This is a genomic window from Streptomyces sp. NPDC028308 (genome assembly GCF_055565855.1).
Window position 1 is genome coordinate 339141 of the sequence record NZ_JBVHTO010000005.1, and the last position, 20163, is coordinate 359303.

A 20163-nucleotide genomic window follows, 5' to 3' on the forward strand; every position below is an offset into this window, starting at 1 on the left:
GACCGAAACGACCATGACGTCTTCGAAGCGAAACCGCGCCGAGGCACTGCCCGAGGACCTCCAGGAGGCGCTGCGCCGCCGGCTCGCCGGACGGGCCGGCGGGGCACCGGGCGCGCCCGCCCGCCAGGCACTACCGCGCGCGGACCGCACCCGGCCGCTGCCGCTGTCCTTCGCCCAGCAGCGGCTGTGGTTCCTGGACCGGCTGCGGCCCGGCGACGCCCGCTACAACAGCGCCGTCGCGCTCCGGCTCACCGGCCCGCTGGACCGGGCCGCGCTCTCCCGCGCCCTGGACACCGTGGTGGAGCGGCACGAGGCGCTGCGCACCACGTTCCAGGAGATCGACGGACGCCCGGCGCAGTCCGTGCACCCGGCGGGGCCGGTACCCCTGCCGGTCCACGACGTCCGGCCGGACACCGCGCCGGGCGGCGCCGGGACCCTGGACGCGGCGCTGCGCGCCGAGTACACCCGCCCGTTCGACCTGAGCGACGGCCCGCTGCTGCGCGCCCTGCTGCTGCGCGAGTCGGACAGCGCGCACGTACTGATGCTGACGGCCCACCACATCGTCACCGACGGCTGGTCCATGGGCGTCGTGCTCCAGGAGCTGTGCACCGCCTACGACGCCCTCGCGCGGGGTGCGGAGGTGGACCTGCCGCCGGTCGCCACGCAATACCCGGACTTCGCCGTATGGCAGCGCGAGCGCCTGTTGGGACCCACCCTGGAGCGTCAACTCGCCTACTGGAAGCAGCAGCTGGCCGGCTCCGTGGCGCCCGCGCTGCCGCTGGACCGCCCCCGTCGCGGGGAGGAGTCCGGCGCCGGCGCGGTCCACACCGTCCCCGTCCCGGCGGACGTCACGGACCGGCTGCGGCAGCTCGCGGCCGAGCAGCACACCACGCTGTTCACCGCCCTGACCGCCGCCTGCCAGGCGCTGCTGGCCCGCTGGTCGGGGCAGGACGACATCACCGTCGGCTCTTTGACACCCGGGCGCTCCCGCACCGACCTGGAACGGACCGTCGGCTTCTTCGCCCACACCGTCGCCCTGCGCACCCCCGTGGACACCAGGGGGTCCTTCCGCGCTCTGCTGGCGGACGCCGCCCGCACCGTGAACGACGCCTTCGCGCACGGCGACACGCCCTTCGAGCGGCTGGTCGAGGCGGTGGGCGCCCTCCGCGAGGCGGGCCGCAACCCGCTCTTCGACGTGATGGTCCTGCTGCACCCGGCCCCGCCCGAGGCGCCTGCGCCGCACGGCCTGGAGACCTCACCCGTCGGCGTGGAGCGGCAGGCGGCCACCTTCGACCTGAGCGTGGAGTTCGTGCCCGACGGGGCCGGACTGAGCTGCCTGCTGGAGTACCGCACCGACCTCTTCGACGCGGCGACCGCCGAGCGCATGGCGGACCAGCTGCTGCGGACGCTGGAGGCCGCCGCCGCGGAACCCGACCGGCCGCTCGGCACCGTCCCGCTGCTCTCCGCGCGCGAGACACGGCGGGTGACCGAGGACTGGAACGACACCGCGCTGCCGGTCACCCCGGCCGCCTACCCGGACCTCTTCCAGCGGCAGGCCGCCCGCACCCCGCACGCCACCGCCCTGGTCGCCGGGGACACCCGGCTCGACTACGCGACGCTCAACGCCCGCGCCAACCGGCTCGCCCACCACCTGATCGCCCAGGGCGCGGGCCCCGAACGGCTGGTCGCCCTGCGCCTGCCGCGCACCGCCGACATGGTCACCGCGATCCTCGCCGTCTGGAAGGCCGGCGCCGGCTACCTGCCCGTCGACCTCGCCCTGCCCGACGAGCGCGTCCGGTACCTGCTCCAGGACGCCCGTCCGGCCCTGGTGCTGGACGAGACCGCGCTGCGGTCGGTGCCCGGCACGACCCCCGCCACCGACCCCACCGACGCCGACCGGCAGGCCCCGCTCGACCCGGACCACACCGCGTACGTCATCTACACCTCGGGCTCCACCGGCAGGCCCAAGGGCGTCGCCGTCCCGCACCGCTCCCTGACGAACCTGCTGGCCGGCCACCGCGAGGGCTTCGTCGCCGAGGCGGGCGGCGGCCCGCTGCGGGTGGCGCTGACCGCGTCGTTCTCCTTCGACACCTCGCTGGAGGGCGTGCTGCTGATGGCGGACGGCCATCCGCTGCACCTGGTCGACGAGGCGACCCGGCTCGACGCCGCCGCCCTCGTCGAGTACGTCGTCGAGCACCGCGTCGACTTCCTCGACCTGACACCCTCCCATCTGCGCCAGCTGCTGCCCGCCGGACTGCTCACCGACCCCCGGCACCGCCCCCGGGTGCTGATGCTCGGCGGCGAGGCCGTCGGCCCCGCCCTGTGGCGCGAACTCGCCGCCCACCGCGACGTCGCCGCGTACAACTTCTACGGCCCCACCGAGTGCACGGTCGACGCCCTGGCCTGCCGGATCGACGCCGGCGACCGCCCCCTGGTCGGCCGCCCGCTGCCCAACGTGCGGGCCTACGTCCTGGACGACCGGCTCCGGCCCGTGCCGCCCGGTGTCGGCGGCGAACTGTATCTGGCGGGGGAGCAGGTGGCCCGCGGCTACGCCGGACGCCCGGGACTGACCGCCGCGCGCTTCCCCGCCGACCCGTTCGGACCGCCCGGCGGGCGGATGTACCGCACCGGCGACCTCGCCCGCTGGACCTCCGACGGGCGGCTCGACTACCTCGGGCGTGCCGACGACCAGGTCAAGGTGCGCGGACACCGCATCGAGCCCGGCGAGGTCGAGGCGGCCCTGCTGGACCTGCCGGACGTCACCGCCGCCGCGGTCGTCGCGGTGACCGACGCGCACGGCCACACCCGGCTGGCCGCCTACCTCGTACCGGCCCCCGGCTCGGCGCGGCCCGTTGCCTCCGAGCTGCGCGCCTCCTGCCGGCGGGTCCTGCCCGACCACATGGTGCCGTCCTCGTTCACCGTGCTCGACGCGCTGCCGCTGACCACCAGCGGCAAGCTGGACCGCCGCGCCCTGCCCGCCCCCGACCTCGGAAACGCCCCGCGCGAAAGGGAGTTCACCGCCCCCCGCACCCCCGCCGAGGAGACGCTGGCCGGCATCTGGTCCGACGTGCTGGGCGTGGCCCGGGTCGGCGCCGACGACAACTTCTTCGAGCTGGGCGGCGACTCCATCCTCAGCATCCAGGTCGTCTCCCGGGCCCGCGCCGCCGGCGTGCACCTGACCTCACGCGACGTGTTCCGCCACCAGACCGTCGCCGACCTGGCCGCCGCCGCGTCCGGACGGACCGGCGCCGTACCGGCTCCCCGCGCGCCGCAGGACGAGGGGCCCGCCCCGCTGACCCCCGTCCAGGAGTGGTTCTTCGCCACGCACGGACCGCTGAAGCACTTCAGCATGTCGATGCTGCTCGACCTCCCGCGCGACCTCGACGAGCCGGCCCTGACCCGGGCCCTGGAAGCGGTGGCCGCCCACCACCCCGCGCTGCGCACCCGGTTCACCCGCGACGGGGACGCCTGGCGACAGCACCCGGGCGCCGGTCCGGCCACCGGGCTGCTCACCCGCCACGACCTGACCGCGCTCGACGCCGCGGTCCTCCCCGGCGCCGTCGCCGAGGCCGCCGACGCCGCCCGGGCGGCCCTGGACCCGGCCACCGGAGCCCTGCTGCGCGCCGCCCTGCTGCTCCTCCCGTCCGGCGCACGCCCCCAGTTGTTCCTGACGGCCCATCACCTCGGCGTCGACAGCGTCTCCTGGCGCATCATCCTCGGCGACCTGGAGCGGGCCTACCGGCAGGCCGCGGCGGGCGAGCCGGTCCAACCGGAGCCCGCCACCGAGCCGTTCACCGCATGGGCCTCGCGGCTGTCCCGGCGGGTGCGCTCCGGCGACCTCGACGACGACCTGGCGTACTGGACGGCCGAGGCACGCCAACCGCGCGTCCCGCTGCCCGTCGACCGCTCCGCGACCCCGCTCGCCGGATCGGTGCGCACCGTCCGCACCCGCGTGGACGCCACCACGACCGAGGCCCTGCTGCGCCGGGTGCCCGGCCTGTACCGCACCCAGGTCAACGACGTGCTGCTCAGCGCCCTGGGCCGGGTCCTCGCCGACTGGGCGGGCACCGAGCGGGTGAGCGTCGCCCTGGAAGGACACGGCCGCGAGGACCTGGGCGACGCACTCGACGTGTCGCGGACCGTAGGCTGGTTCACCAGCCAGTACCCCGTCACCCTCACCCCGGCCGGACCGGCCGCCGACCCGGACTGGGCCGCCACGCTGAAGGCCGTGAAGGAACGACTGCGGGCCGTGCCCCGGCGCGGACTGAGCTACGAGGCGCTCGCCCGCCTCGGCTCACCCGACCCCTCGGCCGCCGCCCTGCGCGAACTGCCGCTGCCCCAGGTGTGCTTCAACTACCACGGGCAGTGGGACGCGGCCGGTGGGCGGGAGTTCGCCCCGGCGGCCGCCGAGATACCCGGCCGGGACATGGCGCCGGACCGGCCCCTCGACCACCTGCTGGACGTCTCGGCGGTCGTCGCCGACGGGGAGCTGGAGATCACCTGGCACTACAGCGACCAGGTGCACGACGAGGACACCGTCCGGGACCTCGCCGAGGGCATGGTGCGGGCACTGGCCGCGATCACCGAGCACTGCGCCCGCCCGGACGCCGGCGGCCGCACCCCCTCCGACTTCCCGCTCGCGGGCCTGGACCAGCCCGCCGTGGACCGGTTGGCAGGCGACGGCCGCCGCGTGGAGGACCTGCTGCCGCTCACACCGCTCCAGGAGGGCATGCTCTTCCACCGGCTGGTCGGCGGCCCCGACGACGTGTACGTGGACCAGGCGGCCCTCCTGCTGGAGGGCGTCGCCGACCCGCACGCCCTCGCCCTCGCCTGGCAGCACGTCACCGACCGCACCCCCGCCCTGCGGACCTCGGTGGTGTGGGAGGGCGTGCCACGGCCGCTGCAGATCGTGCACCGGGACGTCCGCGTGCCGGTGACCCACCACGACTGGCGCGACGTACCTCCCGGCGAGCGGGACGAGCGCCTGGCCCGGCTCCGCTCCGAGGACCTGGCACGCGGCATCGACCTCGGCTCGGCACCCCTGATGCGGCTCACCCTGGTCCGGCTGCCCGACGCCCGGCTGCACCTGCTGTGGACCTCGCACCACCTCATCCTGGACGGCTGGAGCCTCGCCCAGGTGCTCACCGACGTCTTCGAGGAGTACGCCGCTCTCACCGCCGGACGCGAACCGAGCCCGCCCGTGCGCCGCCCCTTCGGCGACTACGTGGCCTGGCTGGCCGACCAGGACGACGACGCGGCCCGCGCCCACTGGCGCGACGCCCTGAGCGGCTTCGCCACCCCGACGCCCCTGCCCACCGACCGCCCGCTGCGCGACGCGCACCGGGCCCGCTCGGCGGACGTCCACACCGGCGGACTCCCGGACGAGGTCTCCGCGCGCCTCGCCCGGACCGCGCGGGACGCCGGACTCACCGTCAATACGCTGGTGCAGGGCGCGTGGGCGCTGCTCCTGGCCCGGTACGCCGCGGAACGGGACGTCGTGTTCGGCACCACCGTGTCCGGACGCCCCGACGACCTGCCCGGCGTCGAGTCGATGGTGGGCATGTTCATCAACACCCTGCCCACCCGTGTCCGCGTCGACGGCCGCCGTACGGCCGCCGCGTGGCTGCGCGAACTCCAGGACGCGCAGGCCGAGTCGCGGCGCTTCGCCGCGGTCTCCCTGGCCGAGCTGACGGCACTCAGCGACGTTCCGTCCGGCGCGCCGCTCTTCCACAGCATGGTCGCCTTCGAGAACTACCCCTTCGACGAGGCCCGTTCGGCCGGCTCGGGCGTACGCCTGGCGGACGTCACGTCACGGGACGCCACCAACTACCCGCTCGTACTGCGCGCCTACCAAGGAGAGCGGCTCGGCTTCGACCTGGCCTACGACCCGGAACTGTTCGACGCCGCGACCGTCCGCGCCCTCGCCGACCGCCTGTGCCTGCTGCTCACCGGCTTCGCCGACGACCTCGACCGGCCGCTGCGCACCCTCGCCTGGACCACCGCCGGGGAACGGCGGCTGATGCTGGACGACTGGAACGGCACCGAGCACGGCCGCCCCGAAGAGACCCTGGTGGACCTGTTCGAGGCACAGGCCGCCCGCACCCCCGACGCCGTCGCCGTCACCTGCGGGGAGGAACGCCTCGACTACCGCGCGCTCGACGAGGCCGCCGGCCGCCTCGCCCACCGCCTGGCCGGACAGGGAGCCGGGCCCGAGCGGTTCGTCGCGCTCGCCCTGCCCCGCTCCACCGACCTGGTCGTCGCCGTCCTCGCCGTCCTCAAGACCGGCGCGGCCTACCTGCCGATCGACCCCCGGCTGCCCGCCGAACGCGTCGCCCACCTGCTGCGCGACGCCGACCCCGTGACCCTGGTGACCACCACGGAGGCGGCCGCCCTCGCCGCGGGCACCGGCGTGCCCGTCCTGCCGCTCTACGACCCGGCGGTCACCGCCGACCTGGAGCGGCGCCCCTCCGGCGGCCCCGACGGCGGTGCGACCCCGGCTCACCGTCCGCTGCCGGAGAGCCCCGCCTACGCCATCTACACCTCCGGGTCCACCGGGATGCCCAAGGGCGTGGTGGTGCCGCACGCCAACGTGGTGCGGCTGTTCACCCGCACCCGGCAGTGGTTCCGCTTCGACGAGCACGACGTGTGGACCCTCTTCCACTCCTACGCCTTCGACTTCTCCGTCTGGGAGCTGTGGGGCGCCCTGCTGCACGGCGGCCGTCTCGTCGTCGTCCCCGACGACACCGCCCGCTCCCCGGAGGACTTCCTGCGGCTGCTGGCCGACGAGCGGGTCACCGTCCTCAACCAGACTCCGTCCGCCTTCTGGTCGCTGGCCCGCGCCGACGCCGACCATCCGGACGTCGGCGCGCGCCTGGCCCTGCGCACCGTCGTCTTCGGCGGCGAGGCCTTGGACGTCGAGCGGCTCTCCGGCTGGTACGGACGCCACCCCGACACCGCCCCGCGCCTGGTCAACATGTACGGCATCACCGAGACCACCGTGCACGTCACCTACGCCCCCCTGGACCGCACGACCACCGGCACGGGCGCCGCGGGACCCATCGGCACGGGCATACCCGACCTGCGCGTGTACGTGCTCGACGACGACCTCGCCCCGGTGGCGCCCGGAGCCGTCGGCGAGATGTACGTGGCGGGGGAGGGCCTGGCCCGCGGCTACCTGAACCGGCCCGGCCTGACCGCCGCCCGCTTCCCCGCCGACCCGTTCGGCGAGCCCGGCAGCCGCATGTACCGCACCGGGGACCGCGCCCGCCGGCGGGCCGACGGCACACTGGAGTACCTGGGGCGCGCCGACCAGCAGGTCAAGATCCGCGGGTACCGCATCGAGCCCGGCGAGATCGAGGCCGCGCTGCACTCCCACCCGGGCGTCGGCGCCGCCGCCGTCGGCGTGCACGAGGACACCTCCGGGACGCGCCGCCTGGTCGCGCACGTCGTCGGCACCGGCGAGCACGCCGCCGTACCGTCCCCGGCCGAACTCCGTGCCCACCTGGACCGCCTGCTGCCCGCGCACATGGTGCCCGCCGCCTACGTGCCGATGGCGGCGCTGCCGCTGACCGCGAACGGCAAGCTCGACCGGCGCGCGCTGCCCGCCCCGGGACCCGACGGCTTCGCCACCGGCGCCGACCGCACCCCGCCCCGCACCCCGGCCGAACGCGCGGTCGCCGCCGCCTGGGCGGACGTGCTGGACGCGGACGAGGTGGGCGCCGAGGACGACTTCTTCGCCCTCGGCGGCGACTCGATCCTCGCCGTCCGGGTGACGTCCCGGCTGCGCGCCGCGTTCGGCGCGGACGTCTCGCCCCGGCTGCTGTTCACCCACCCGACGCTGTCCGCCCTGGCCGCCGCCCTCGGCGAGCCCGCGGCGGACGGCTCGAAGCCCGCCGAAGGCATACCCGCCGCCGATCCGGACGCCCCGGCGCCGCTGTCGTACGCCCAGCAACGCCTGTGGTTCCTCGACCGCTTCGAGCCCGGCAGCACCGAGTACACGACGCTGTCGGTGCTGCGTCTGCGCGGCCGGCTCGACGCGACGGCCCTGCGCACCGCCCTCGACGGCCTGGTGGCCCGGCACGAGGCGCTGCGCACCACGTTCGCCGAGGAGGACGGCCGGCCCCGGCAGATCGTGCACCCGCCGCACCCGGCCCACCTCACGCCGGACGACCTCACCGGCGTCCCCGCCGACGGCGCGCGGGCGGCCCTGGACGCCCTGGTGGAACAGGAGGCGTCCACTCCCTTCGACCTGGCCGCGGGCCCCCTGCTGCGGGCCCGGCTGGCGCGCCTCGCCGAGGACGAGCACGCGCTCCTCCTCGCCGTCCACCACATCGCCACCGACGGCTGGTCCGTCGCCGTCCTCGGCCGGGACTTCGGGGAGCTGTACGCGGCGGCGCTGGAAGGCCGCCGGCCCGACCTGCCCGACCTGCCCGTGCGGTACGCCGACCACGCGGCCTGGCAGCGCGCCCGCACCGAGGAGGCGGAGGGCCAACTCGCCCACTGGCGCGAGACCTTGGACGGACTCGCCCCGCTGGAGCTGCCCACCGACCGGCCCCGCCCCGCCGTACGCACCCGCGACGGCGCCCTGGTGACCTTCGTCCTGCCCGCCGAGCTGACCGAACGCCTGCGCCGGACGGGCCAGGAGGCGGACGCCACCCTCTACATGACCCTGGTGGCGGCCTGCACGGTCCTGCTCTCCCGCTGGGCGGACCAGGAGGACGTCGCCGTCGGCACCGTGACCGCCGGCCGCGACCGCCCCGAACTCCACGACGTGGTCGGCATGTTCGTCAACACCCTGGTGCTGCGCAACCGGGTGCGCCCCGGCCGGTCGTTCCGCGCGCTCCTGGAGCAGGTGCGCGCCACCGTGCTGGACGCGTTCGCCCACCAGGACGTGCCCTTCGAACGGCTCGTGGACGTCCTCCAGCCCGAACGGGACACCAGCCGCACCCCGCTGTTCCAGGTCATGGTGGCGCTGCACAACCTGGGCGCCGCGACCCCTGACCTGCCCGGACTGGACGTCGAGCCGCTCACCCCGCCGGTCCGCAACGCCACCTTCGACCTCGCCTTCGACTTCGTGGAGGGCGACGGCGGACTCACCGGCCACCTGGAGTACAACACCGGCCTGTTCACGGCGGACACCGCCCGGCTCCTCGCCGCCCGGCTGCGAATGCTGCTGGAGGCCGTCGCCGAGGACCCCGGCCGGGAGACCGGCGCGCTGCCGCTGCTCACCGCCGACGAACGGCACCAGGTGCTCCACGCGTGGCAGGGCACGCGCATCGACACGCCCGACACCACCTTCCCCGCCCTGTTCGAGGCGCAGGCGGCCGCGCTCCCGCACGCCACGGCACTGGTCGCCCGGGACGGCACGCTGGACTTCGCCACGCTCGACGGGCGCGCGAACCGGCTCGCCCACCACCTCATCGGTCTGGGCGTCGGCCCGGAACGCGTCGTCGCCGTCCGCCTGCCGCGCACCTCGGACCTGCTGGTGACCCTGTTCGCCGTCCTCAAGGCCGGCGGCACCCTGCTGTGCCTGGACCCCGAACTGCCCGAGGAGCGCGTCGCGTTCCTCCTCGCGGACGCAGCGCCGCACACCGTCGTGACGCCCGGCACCCTGCGCGACGTGGCCTGGGACCGGCTGCCCGCGCACGCCCCCACCGACGCCGACCGCCCGTGGCCGCTGCGCCCGGAGAACACCGCGTACATCGTCTACACCTCCGGCTCCACCGGCCGCCCCAAGGGGGTCGCCGTGGAACACCGCCAGCTGGTCAACCTCTGCCACGACCACCGCACGGGACTCGTCGCACCCCACACCACGGGCGGGCGGCGCCTGCGGGCCGCGCTCAGCGCGTCGTTCTCCTTCGACACCTCCTGGGAAGGGCCGCTGCTCCTCGCCCTCGGACAGGAAGTGCACCTCGTCGACGAGGACACCCGCCTGGACCCGGACGCCTTCTGCGCCCTCGTCGCCGAACGCCGCCTGGACCTGGTGAACGTGACCCCGTCCTTCCTGCGCGAGCTGACCTCCGCCGGGCTCCTGGCCCCCGGCCGCCACCACCCGCGCCTGCTCCTCGTGGGCGGCGAGGCGGTCGACGGCACCGCCTGGCAGGAGCTGTGCGCCGCGGACGGCGACCTCGGCGTGAGCGCGTACAACATGTACGGGCCCACCGAGTGCACCGTCGACGCCGTCTACGGCCGCTGCGCCGAACGGCCCGAGCGCCCCGTCATCGGCCGCCCGGGCGGCAACCTGCGCGCCTACGTCCTGGACGGCTCGCTGCGGCCGGTGCCGCCCGGCACCCCCGGAGAGCTGTACCTCGCCGGCGCCCAGGTGGCCCGCGGCTACCTGAACCGGCCCGGTCTGACCGCGGCGCGCTTCGTGGCCGACCCCTTCGGGGCACCGGGGGAGCGGATGTACCGCACCGGCGACCGTGCCCGCTGGGACGCGGGCGGGCTCCTGGAGTTCCTCGGGCGCGCCGACGAACAGATCAAGATCCGCGGCTTCCGCATCGAACCCGGCGAGGTCGAGGCCGCGCTGCTGGCCCACCCGGACATCGCCGAGGCCGCGGTGACCGCCCGCGAGCACGGCGGGCGCCCGATGCTCGTGGCGCACCTCGTGCCCGCCGGGGACCGCACCCCGCCCGCCGACGAACTGCGCGTCAGGCTGCGGCGGACCCTGCCGGACCACATGGTGCCGGCGGCGTTCGTCCCGCTGGCGCGGATGCCGCGCACCAGCAGCGGCAAGACCGACCGGCGCGCGCTGCCCGCCCCGCCGGACCAGCCGGACAGCACGACGCCCTACGTGGCACCCCGCCCCGGCACCGAGGAGCGCCTCGCCGCGATCTGGGCGGAGGTCCTCGGCGTCGAGCGGGTGGGCGCCCGGGACAACTTCTTCTCCCTGGGCGGCGATTCGATCCTCAGCATCCAGATCGTCTCCCGGGCCCGCCGCGCCGGCCTCGCGCTCACCACCAAGGACGTCTTCCGCCACCAGACCGTCGCCGAACTCGCCCTGCGCGTGGGCGACATGGACCCACGCCCGGCCAAGACGTCCGGGACCGCACCGGCCGAGGCGCCCCTCACCCCCATCCAGCGCTGGTACCTCGACGGCCGTGCCCCCGGCGACCCGCTGCGCTTCACCATGACCCAGCGGCTCGAACTCGCCCCCGAAGTAGACGCTTTGACGATCCGTCAGGCAGTCGACGCGATCGTACGTCACCACCCGGCCCTGCGCACCCGGTTCCTGAACACCGGTGACGGCCCGCGCCAGGAGGCACTGCCCGAGGCGCCCGAGGGCGTCCTCACAATCCACGACGTGTCCCGTCTGGACGAGGAGGCACTGGAGCCGGCGGTGCAGCGCGCGGCGGAGGAGGCGCAGTCCGCCCTCGACCCCGCCGAGGGCAGGGTCGTACGGGCCCTCCTCTTCGACCGGGGCCCCGGCCGGCCCGCGCAGCTGCTGATCACCGCCCACCACCTGGTCGTCGACGGCGTCTCCTGGCGCATCCTGCTCGCCGACCTGGAGACCGCGCAGCGCGCCGCCGCGGCCGGACGCCCCGTCGAACTGCCCGACGAGGGCACCACGTACGGCCACTGGGCGGCCCTCCTGGAGCGGCACACCCGCTCCGGCGCCCTGGACGCCGACCTGGCTCACTGGACCCGCACCTGCGCCGCCCCGGCCGGCCTGCCCCCGGGACGGACCGGCCCCAACACCCACGGCACCGCCGCCACCGTCACCGTCACCCTGGAGACGGAGGAGACCGACGCGATGCTGCGCCACGTCCCCGACGTCTACCGCACCCAGGTCAACGACGTCCTGCTCAGCGCCCTCGGCCGCACGCTGGCCAATTGGTGCGGACGCGACACGGTCCTGGTCGGCGTCGAGGGCCACGGCCGCGAGGACCTCTTCGACGACGTGGACCTCTCGCGCACGGTCGGCTGGTTCACCGCCGAGTTCCCGCTCGCCCTGACCGTCCCCGGCGACGCCGGCTGGGGCGACGTGCTCAAGTCCGTCAAGGAGACGCTGCGCGCCGTGCCGCTGCACGGCCTCAGCCACGGCGCGCTGCGCCACCTGCTGCCCGGCAGCCCGCTGGCCGGCACCCCGGCCCCGCAGGTCGGGTTCAACTACCACGGGCAGTGGGACGCCGGCGGCGGCAGCGGCCTGTACCGGGCCGCACTCCCGCCCGCCGGCCGCGACACCGACCCGGACGAACCCCGCCCCTACCTCCTGGACATCACGGGCGTCGTCCAGGACGGCCGGCTGGAACTCGGCTGGACCTACCCCACGGCCGTCTACGACGAGAGCACCGTGCGGGAGCTGGCCGAGGACATGTGCAGGGCGCTGCGCGAGATCGTGGCGCACTGTGCCCGCCCCGAAGCGGGCGGCCGCACCCCGTCCGACTTCCCGCTCGCCGGCCTCACCGCGGAACAGCTGGACCGGCTCGTCGGCGACGGGCGGCACGTGGCGGACGTCCTGCCGCTGACGCCGCTGCAGTCCGGCATGCTCTTCCACGGCCTGGTCGACACGGCGGGCGCCTACTTCGACCGGACCGCGGTACGGCTGTCGGGGGTGGCCGACCCGCAGGCGTTCGCCGCGGCCTGGCAGCAGGTCACCGACCACACGCCCGTCCTGCGCACGAGCGTGCACTGGCAGGGCCTGCCGCACCCCGTGCAGGTCGTGCACCAGCACGTCGAACTGCCCGTCCGCCACCTGGACTGGCGCGACATGACGGAACGTCAGCGGGCCGACGCGACGGAGCGGTTGCTCGCCGAGGACCGCGCATCCGGCATGGAACTGACCACCGCCCCCCTCACCCGCGTCACCCTGGCCGCCCTTCCCGGCGACGAGGTCCTGCTCCTGTGGTCCTCGCACCACCTGATCCTCGACGGCTGGAGCACCGGGCAGCTCCTCACCGAGGTGTGCGAGCGCTACGCCGCCCTCACCGGCGGCGCCGACACCGCGCCGCCCCCGCGCCGGCCCTTCGCCGACTTCCTCGGCTGGCTGCGCGACCAGGACGAGGACGCGGCCGGCCGCCACTGGGCCGACGCCCTCGCCGGCTTCACGGCGCGCACCCCGCTGCCGTACGATCGCACGCCCACCGAGGCGCACCGGGCGCGCGCGGCGGACGCCGTGCACCACGAACTGGACGAGCGGCTCTCCCGGCGGCTCCGGGAGACGGCCGCCCGGGGCGGACTGACCGTCAACACCGTGGTGCAGGGCATGTGGGCGCTGCTGCTGGCCCGGTACGGCGGGCGCCGCGACGTCGTGTTCGGGACCACCGTCTCGGGCCGCCCCGCCGAACTGCCGGGCGTGGACTCCATGGTGGGCATGTTCATCAACACCGTGCCGACCCGCGTCCGCGTCCCCGCCGGAGGCGTCCTGCCGTGGCTGCGCGATCTCCAGGACCAGCAGAGCGAGGCCAGGCGCTTCGACTTCCTGGCGCTGCCCCGCATCCAGGCGCTCAGTGAAGTCCCGCAGGGCGAGGCCCTGTTCGACAGCATGGTGGTCTTCGAGAACTATCCGGTCGACGAGTCCGCCACCGCCAGGACGGGCGTGCGCGTCGAGGAGGTGCGCGCCGAGGACGCCACCACCTTCCCGCTCTGCCTCCGCGCCCACCTCAGCGACCGGCTCGGCTTCGACCTGGCCTACGACGCCGCGCTGTTCGACCGCCCGACGGTCGAGCGTGCCGCGTCCCGGCTGGCCGCCCTGCTCACCCGGTTCGCCGACGGCGCCGAGGGCGACGTGGACGACCTGGACCTCCTCACCGCCGACGACCGCGCACTGCTGGACCGCTGGAACACCACCGCCCGGCAGACCGCCCCCCGCAGCCCGGTCGACCTGTTCGCCGAACAGGTCCGGCGCACGCCCGACGCGCCGGCGGTGCACGACGGCGACCGGCACGTCAGCTACCGGCAGCTCGCCGACTGGTCGGACGCCGTGGCCCGGCGGCTGCGGTCCGCCGGTCTGGCGGCCGAGGAGCGGGTGGCGCTGCTCATGGACCGCTCGGCGGAGCTGGTGGCCGCCCAGCTCGGTGTCCTCAAGGCGGGCGGCGCCTACCTGCCGGTGGACACCCGTGCCCCCGAGGAGCGGCGCCGCGCCCTCCTCTCCCAGGCGGGCGCCGCCGTCCGGCTGACCGCGCGGGACGTCGCGGCGGCGCGCACCGAGGCTTCGGCGGAGGCCGTGCTGCCGGCGGCCGACCCCGACCGGCTGGCGTACGTCATGTTCACCTCCGGCTCCACCGGCCGGCCCAAGGCGGTCGCGGTCCGGCACCGCGACGTGGCATCCCTGGCCACCGACAGCCGCTTCGGGGACGGCGTCTGCGAGCGGGTGCTGCTGCACTCGCCACCGGCCTTCGACGCCGCCACGTTCGAGGTGTGGGCGCCGCTGCTGAACGGCGGCTGCGTGGTGGTGGCCCCCGACCGGCCCATGGACGCGGCCCTGCTGCGGCGCCTGGCGGCGGACGGCGGGCTGACAGCGGTGTGGCTGACGGCCGGCCTGTTCCGGCTGCTGGCACAGGACGCGCCGGACTGCTTCGCGGACCTGCGCCAGGTGTGGACCGGCGGCGACGTGGTCCCCGCGGCGGCCGTACGGCGGGTCCTGGACGCGTGCCCCGCACTGACCGTCGTGGACGGCTACGGACCGACGGAGACCACGACCTTCGCGACGTCCTTCGCCCTCGCGGACGCGGCGGACGTGCCCGGCACCGTGCCCATCGGGCACCCCCTGGACGACCTGCGCGTCCATCTCCTGGACGGCCGGCTGCGCCCCGTCCCGCCGGGCTGCGCGGGCGAGCTGTTCGTGTCCGGCGAGGGCGTGGCCCGCGGCTACCTGGGCCGCCCCGGCGACACGGCCGCCCGCTTCCTCGCCGACCCGTACGGGCCGCCCGGCACCCGCATGTACCGCACCGGAGACCTGGCCCGCCGCCATGTGGACGGCACCGTCGAGTTCCTGGGCCGCGCCGACGACCAGGTGAAGATCCGCGGATTCCGGGTCGAACCCGGCGAGGTCGAGGCCGTGCTCGCGGCCCGTCCCGGCGTCGCCGACGTGGCCGTCGTCGCCCGCGAGGACCGGCTCGGCAGCAGGCGCCTGGTCGCCTACGTCGTCGGTCCCGCCGCCGAGGACACCGAGGAACTGCGGGCGTTCGCCGCCCGCACCCTGCCCGACTACCTCGTCCCCTCCGCGTTCGTCCCGCTGGCCGCCCTCCCGCTCAGCGCCAACGGCAAGGTGGACCGCGCGGCGCTGCCGGCCCCCGCACCGGAGTCCCGGGCGGCGGACGGCGCCCATGTCGCACCCCGCACCGAGGCCGAACGCCGCACGGCCGAGATCTTCGCCGAGGTCCTCGGCGCCGAACCGCCCGGCGTGCACGACGACTTCTTCCAGCTGGGCGGCGACTCGATCCTCAGCATCCGCCTCGCCTCCCGCCTCGCCGAGGCCTTCGGCACCGACCTCTCACCGCGTGCCGTCTTCACCCGGCCCACCCCGGCCGCACTCACCGCCCTGCTCACCGAGGAGCGCCCCGACGACGCCCTCGCACCCGCCGTCGTCCCGGCGCCCCGCGACGTGCCGCCGCCGATGTCGTACGCCCAGCAACGCCTGTTCTTCCTGGAGGAGTTCGCGCCCGGCGGCGCCGAGTACGTCACCGCGCTGGCACTGCGGCTGCGCGGCGCGCTCGACACCGCCGCCCTCACCGCCGCCCTGCGCGCCCTGGTGGCCCGGCACGAGTCGCTGCGGACCACCTTCGACACGGTGGACGGCCACGGCGTCCAGATCGTCCACCCGCCGCAGGACGTACCGCTCCCGCTGCACGACCTGTCCGCACTGCCGGAGGAGGAACGCTCCCGGAGCCTGCGGCACCTCCTCACGGACGACCGCACCCGCCCGTTCGACCTGCGCCGGGGCCCGCTGCTGCGCGCCGGGCTGGTACGGCTCGGCGCCGACGACCACGTGCTGACGCTGACCCTGCACCACATCGTCACCGACGGCTGGTCGACCTCCGTGCTCGCGGGCGACCTCGCCCACCTCTACCGGGCCGAACGGGACCCCGGCACGGGCCAACTGCCGCCGCTGCCGGTGCAGTACGCCGACTACGCCCACTGGCAGCGCACCGCGAGCGGCGCGGGCACCGGCGAGCACCTCGCGTACTGGAAGGAGCAACTGGCCGGCACCGAACCGCTGGACCTGCCCACCGACCGGCCGCGACCCGCGGTGCGCACCGGCAACGGCGCGACCGCCCGGCTGGTGCTCCCGCCCGCGACGGCCCGCCGCCTCGCCCGAGTCGGCCGGGACCGCGGCGCCACCCTCTTCACCACACTCGTCGCCGCCGCGCAGACGTTCCTCGCGCGGCTGTCCGGCCAGCGGGACATCGCGGTCGGCACCGTCACCTCGGGCCGCGACCGGCCGGAGACCCAGAACCTGATCGGCTTCTTCGTCAACACCCTGGTGCTGCGCTCCCGGGTGGACACCGGCCGCCTTTTCCCGGAGTTCCTCGCCGACGTACGGCAGACCGTGCTGGACGCCTTCGCGCACCAGGAGGTGCCGTTCGAGCAGGTCGTGGACGAGGTGCAGCCGGCGCGCGACACCAGCCGCACCCCGCTGTTCCAGGTCATGGTCGTCCTGCAGAACACACCCGCGGCCGACCTCGACCTGCCCGGCCTCGACGTCCAGGACGTCGAACAGGAGCTGCACCACGCGGCGTTCGACCTCACCCTGGAGTTCGCCGAGACGGAGTCGGGGGCGCTGCACGGACTGCTCACCTACAACACCGACCTGTTCGACGCGGCCACGGCCGAGCGCATGGCCGACCAGCTCGGCACGCTCCTCGCCGCCGTCGCCGACGACCCGCACCGGCCGCTGGGCGCGCTGCCGCTGGCGTCCGACGAGGAGCTGAAGGCCCTCCTGGACCAGGGGCGCGGCACGGCCCTGCCGGTGCCCGCGGAGACCCTGCCCGAGCTGTTCCAACGCCAGGCCGCCCGCACGCCGGACGCGCCGGCGCTCGCGGACGGCACCCGGCAGCTGACCTACGCCGAGCTGGACCGCGCCGCCAACCGGCTGGCGCACCGCCTCATCGCGCGCGGCGCCGGACCCGAGCGGGTGGTCGCCCTGGCCCTGCCCAACGCCGCCGAGACGGTGGTGGCCCAGCTCGCCGTCGCCAAGACCGGCGCCGCCTTCCTGCCCGTGGACCCGGCCTACCCCCGGCAGCGGCGGGAGTTCATGACACGCGACGCGGGCGCCTCCCTCGTCCTGGACGACCCCGCCGACGTCTGGGCCGACGCGGGACCGGAGAGCGCGCCCACCGACGCGGACCGCACCGCCGCGCTGACCCCCGACCACCCCGCCTACGTGATCTACACCTCCGGGTCCACCGGCACCCCGAAGGGCGTGGTCGTGACGCACCGCGGACTGGCCGGCTTCGCCGCGGCCGCCGCCGAGCGCTACGCGGCGGGCCCGGGCGACCGCGTCCTGCAGTTCGCCTCGCCCAGCTTCGACGCCTCCGTGCTGGAGCTGTGCGTGTCCCTGCTCACCGGCGCCGCCCTGGTGACCGGTGAGGAGGGCCCGCTCGTCGGCGAGCGGCTGGCCGCCGTCCTCGCGGAACGCGCCATCACCCACACCCTGATCCCCCCGGCGGCCCTCGCCACCGTGCCGCCCGAGACGTCCGCCGCGCTGCCGCACCTGCGGACCCTGATCGTCGGCGCCGAGGCCTGCCCGGCGGACCTCGTCCAGCGATGGGCCCCCGGCCGGCGGATGATCAACTCGTACGGGCCGACGGAGGCCACGGTCGTCGCCACCTGGACCGGCCCCCTGACCCCGGAGGCCGCCGCCCCGCCGATCGGCCGCCCGGCCGGCGCCACCCGCGTCTACGTCCTGGACGCCGCCCGCCGCCCCGTGCCGCCCGGCGTGACCGGCGAACTGTACGTGGCGGGCCCCGGGCTCGCCCGCGGCTACCTGAACCGCCCCGGCCTGACCGCCCAGCGGTTCACCGCCGACCCCTTCGGCGCACCGGGGGAGCGGATGTACCGCACCGGCGACCTGGTGCGCTGGGGAGCCGACGGCCGTCTCCGCTTTGCCGGACGCGCCGACGAGCAGATCAAGCTGCGCGGCTTCCGCATCGAACCGGGCGAGATCGAGAGCGCCTTGCGCCGCAGCCCCCTGGTGCGCGACGCGGTCGTCGTGGTCCGCGGCGAGGGCACCGGCGACGACCGGGGCGCGGGGCACGGACGGCTCGTCGCGTACGTCGTCCCCGCCCGGGACACCCCGGACCGGCTGCCCCTGGCCGAACTGCGAGAGCACCTCACCGGGCTGCTTCCGCCGCACATGGTCCCGTCGGTGTTCGTCCCGCTGGCGGAGCTGCCGCTCACCCCGAACGGCAAGCTCGACCGGCGTGCGCTGCCCGCACCCGAGCCCGGGCACACCGCCGCCGGCGGCCCGCGCACCGCCCCGCGCACCGACACCGAGCGTCTCGTCGCCCGCGTCTGGGAGGACGTGCTCGGTGTGGACGAGGTCGGCGCCGACGACAACTTCTTCCACCTGGGCGGCGACTCGATCCTCACCATGCAGGTGGTGTCGCGGCTGCGCCGTGAGGGCCTGCACCTGGCCACCCGCGATCTGTTCACCCACCAGACGGTCGCCGAGCTCGCCACCGTCGTCGGCGTCGCGCCGCAGCGCTCCGAGGACGGCCCGGTGACCGGCGAGGTGCCGCTCACCCCCATCCAGGAGTGGTTCCTGACCACCCCGCGCCACAGCCACCACCACTTCAACCAGTCGGTGCTGCTGGAACTGGACGGCACCCCCGACCCGGTGGCCCTCGGCACGGCCCTGGACGCACTCCTGGAACACCACGACGCCGTGCGCATGCGCTTCACCCGGGAGGACGACGGCTGGCGCCAGTTCAACCCGCCGCCCACCGACGGCGGCAGCGGCCTCCTCCTCTGCCACGACCTGACGGGACTGACCTCCGCTGAGGCGGACGAGGCCATGGGCGAGGCGGCCGACGAACTGCACGCCGGTTTCGACCTCGCCCACGGACCCCTGCTGCGGGCCGCGCTGTTCACCGGCGGCGACCGTCCCGCGTTCCTCCTCCTGGTCGCCCACCACCTCGTCGTGGACGCCGTGTCCTGGCGGATCCTGCGCGACGACCTGGAAGCGGCCTACCGGCAGGCGGCACAAGGGGAGCCCGTCGCACTGGGGGAGCGCAGCACCTCCTTCCGGGACTGGGCCCGCGCCCTCGCCGCGCACGTCGCCGACGGCGGCCTCGACCACGAACTCCCGTACTGGGAAGAGGCGGTGACGGCGGAGCAGCTGCCGGTCGCCGGCACTCCCGGAGCCGACGCGGGCGAGAAGCGCGTCCTCACCGTGGAGCTGGACGAGGAGGACACCACGGCGCTGCTGCGGGCCGCGCCCACCGCCTACCGCACCCACGTCAACGACGTCCTGCTCTCCGCCCTGGCCCTGGCCCTCGCCCGCTGGACCGGCCGCGACCGGGTCCGCCTGGACCTGGAGGGGCACGGCCGCGAGGACGTCCTCGACGGGGTCGACCTGTCCCGCACGGTCGGCTGGTTCACCACCGTCCACCCGGTCGCCCTCAGGGTGGACGAACCGGACGACCTCGGTCCCGCCCGGGACTGGCGGGCCCTGGTCAAGTCGGTGCGCCGCCAGCTGCGCGCGGTGCCCGGGAACGGACTGGGCTTCGGCGCCCTGCGCACCTACGGCTCACCCGAGGTGCGCGAGCGGCTCGGATCGGCGGCGCACGGGCAGGTGGTCTTCAACTACCTCGGCCAGTGGGACGCCCGCCCGGCCGACTCCGGCAGCGGCCTCGTACGCGCCGAGCACGGTTCCTTCGGCCAGGACCACGACCCCCGGGACAGCGGCTCCCACCCCCTCGAAGTGGTGGGGGCGGTGCAGCACGGGCGCCTCGCCTTCACCTGGCACCACCGGACCGGTCTCCACGACACGGCGACCGTGCGCGAGGTCGCCGAGGAGTTCGCCGAGGCGCTGCGCCACATCGCCCGGCACGCGCGGGACAGCCGGTGAGGCCCGCGCACCGCGCGGGGGCGGCGGCCGGAACGGGCGGCGGACGCAGGGCACCGCCGCGAGGGCCCCGTGCCGCGTCCCACGACCGGCCGTGAACAGGAGCGGCCCGCCAGCCGGCGGGCCGCGGTCACCGTACCGACGACAAGAGAGCG

1 protein-coding gene is annotated in these 20163 nt (G+C 75.8%); it reads left to right on the forward strand.

Annotation, left to right across the window (positions count from 1 at the left end):
* The first annotated feature begins 13 nt into the window (after positions 1-13).
* Positions 14-20011, forward strand: a complete 19998-nt coding sequence (locus tag ACZ4VA_RS13930) for a non-ribosomal peptide synthase/polyketide synthase (protein ID WP_468081371.1) — start codon at positions 14-16, stop codon at positions 20009-20011.
* The last annotated feature ends 152 nt before the right edge of the window (positions 20012-20163 follow it).

Excerpts from the sequence above, each read along its gene's own strand:
- ACZ4VA_RS13930 (WP_468081371.1), top strand. The coding sequence starts at position 14 with ATGACGTCTTCGAAGCGAAACCGCGCCGAGGCACTGCCCGAGGACCTC.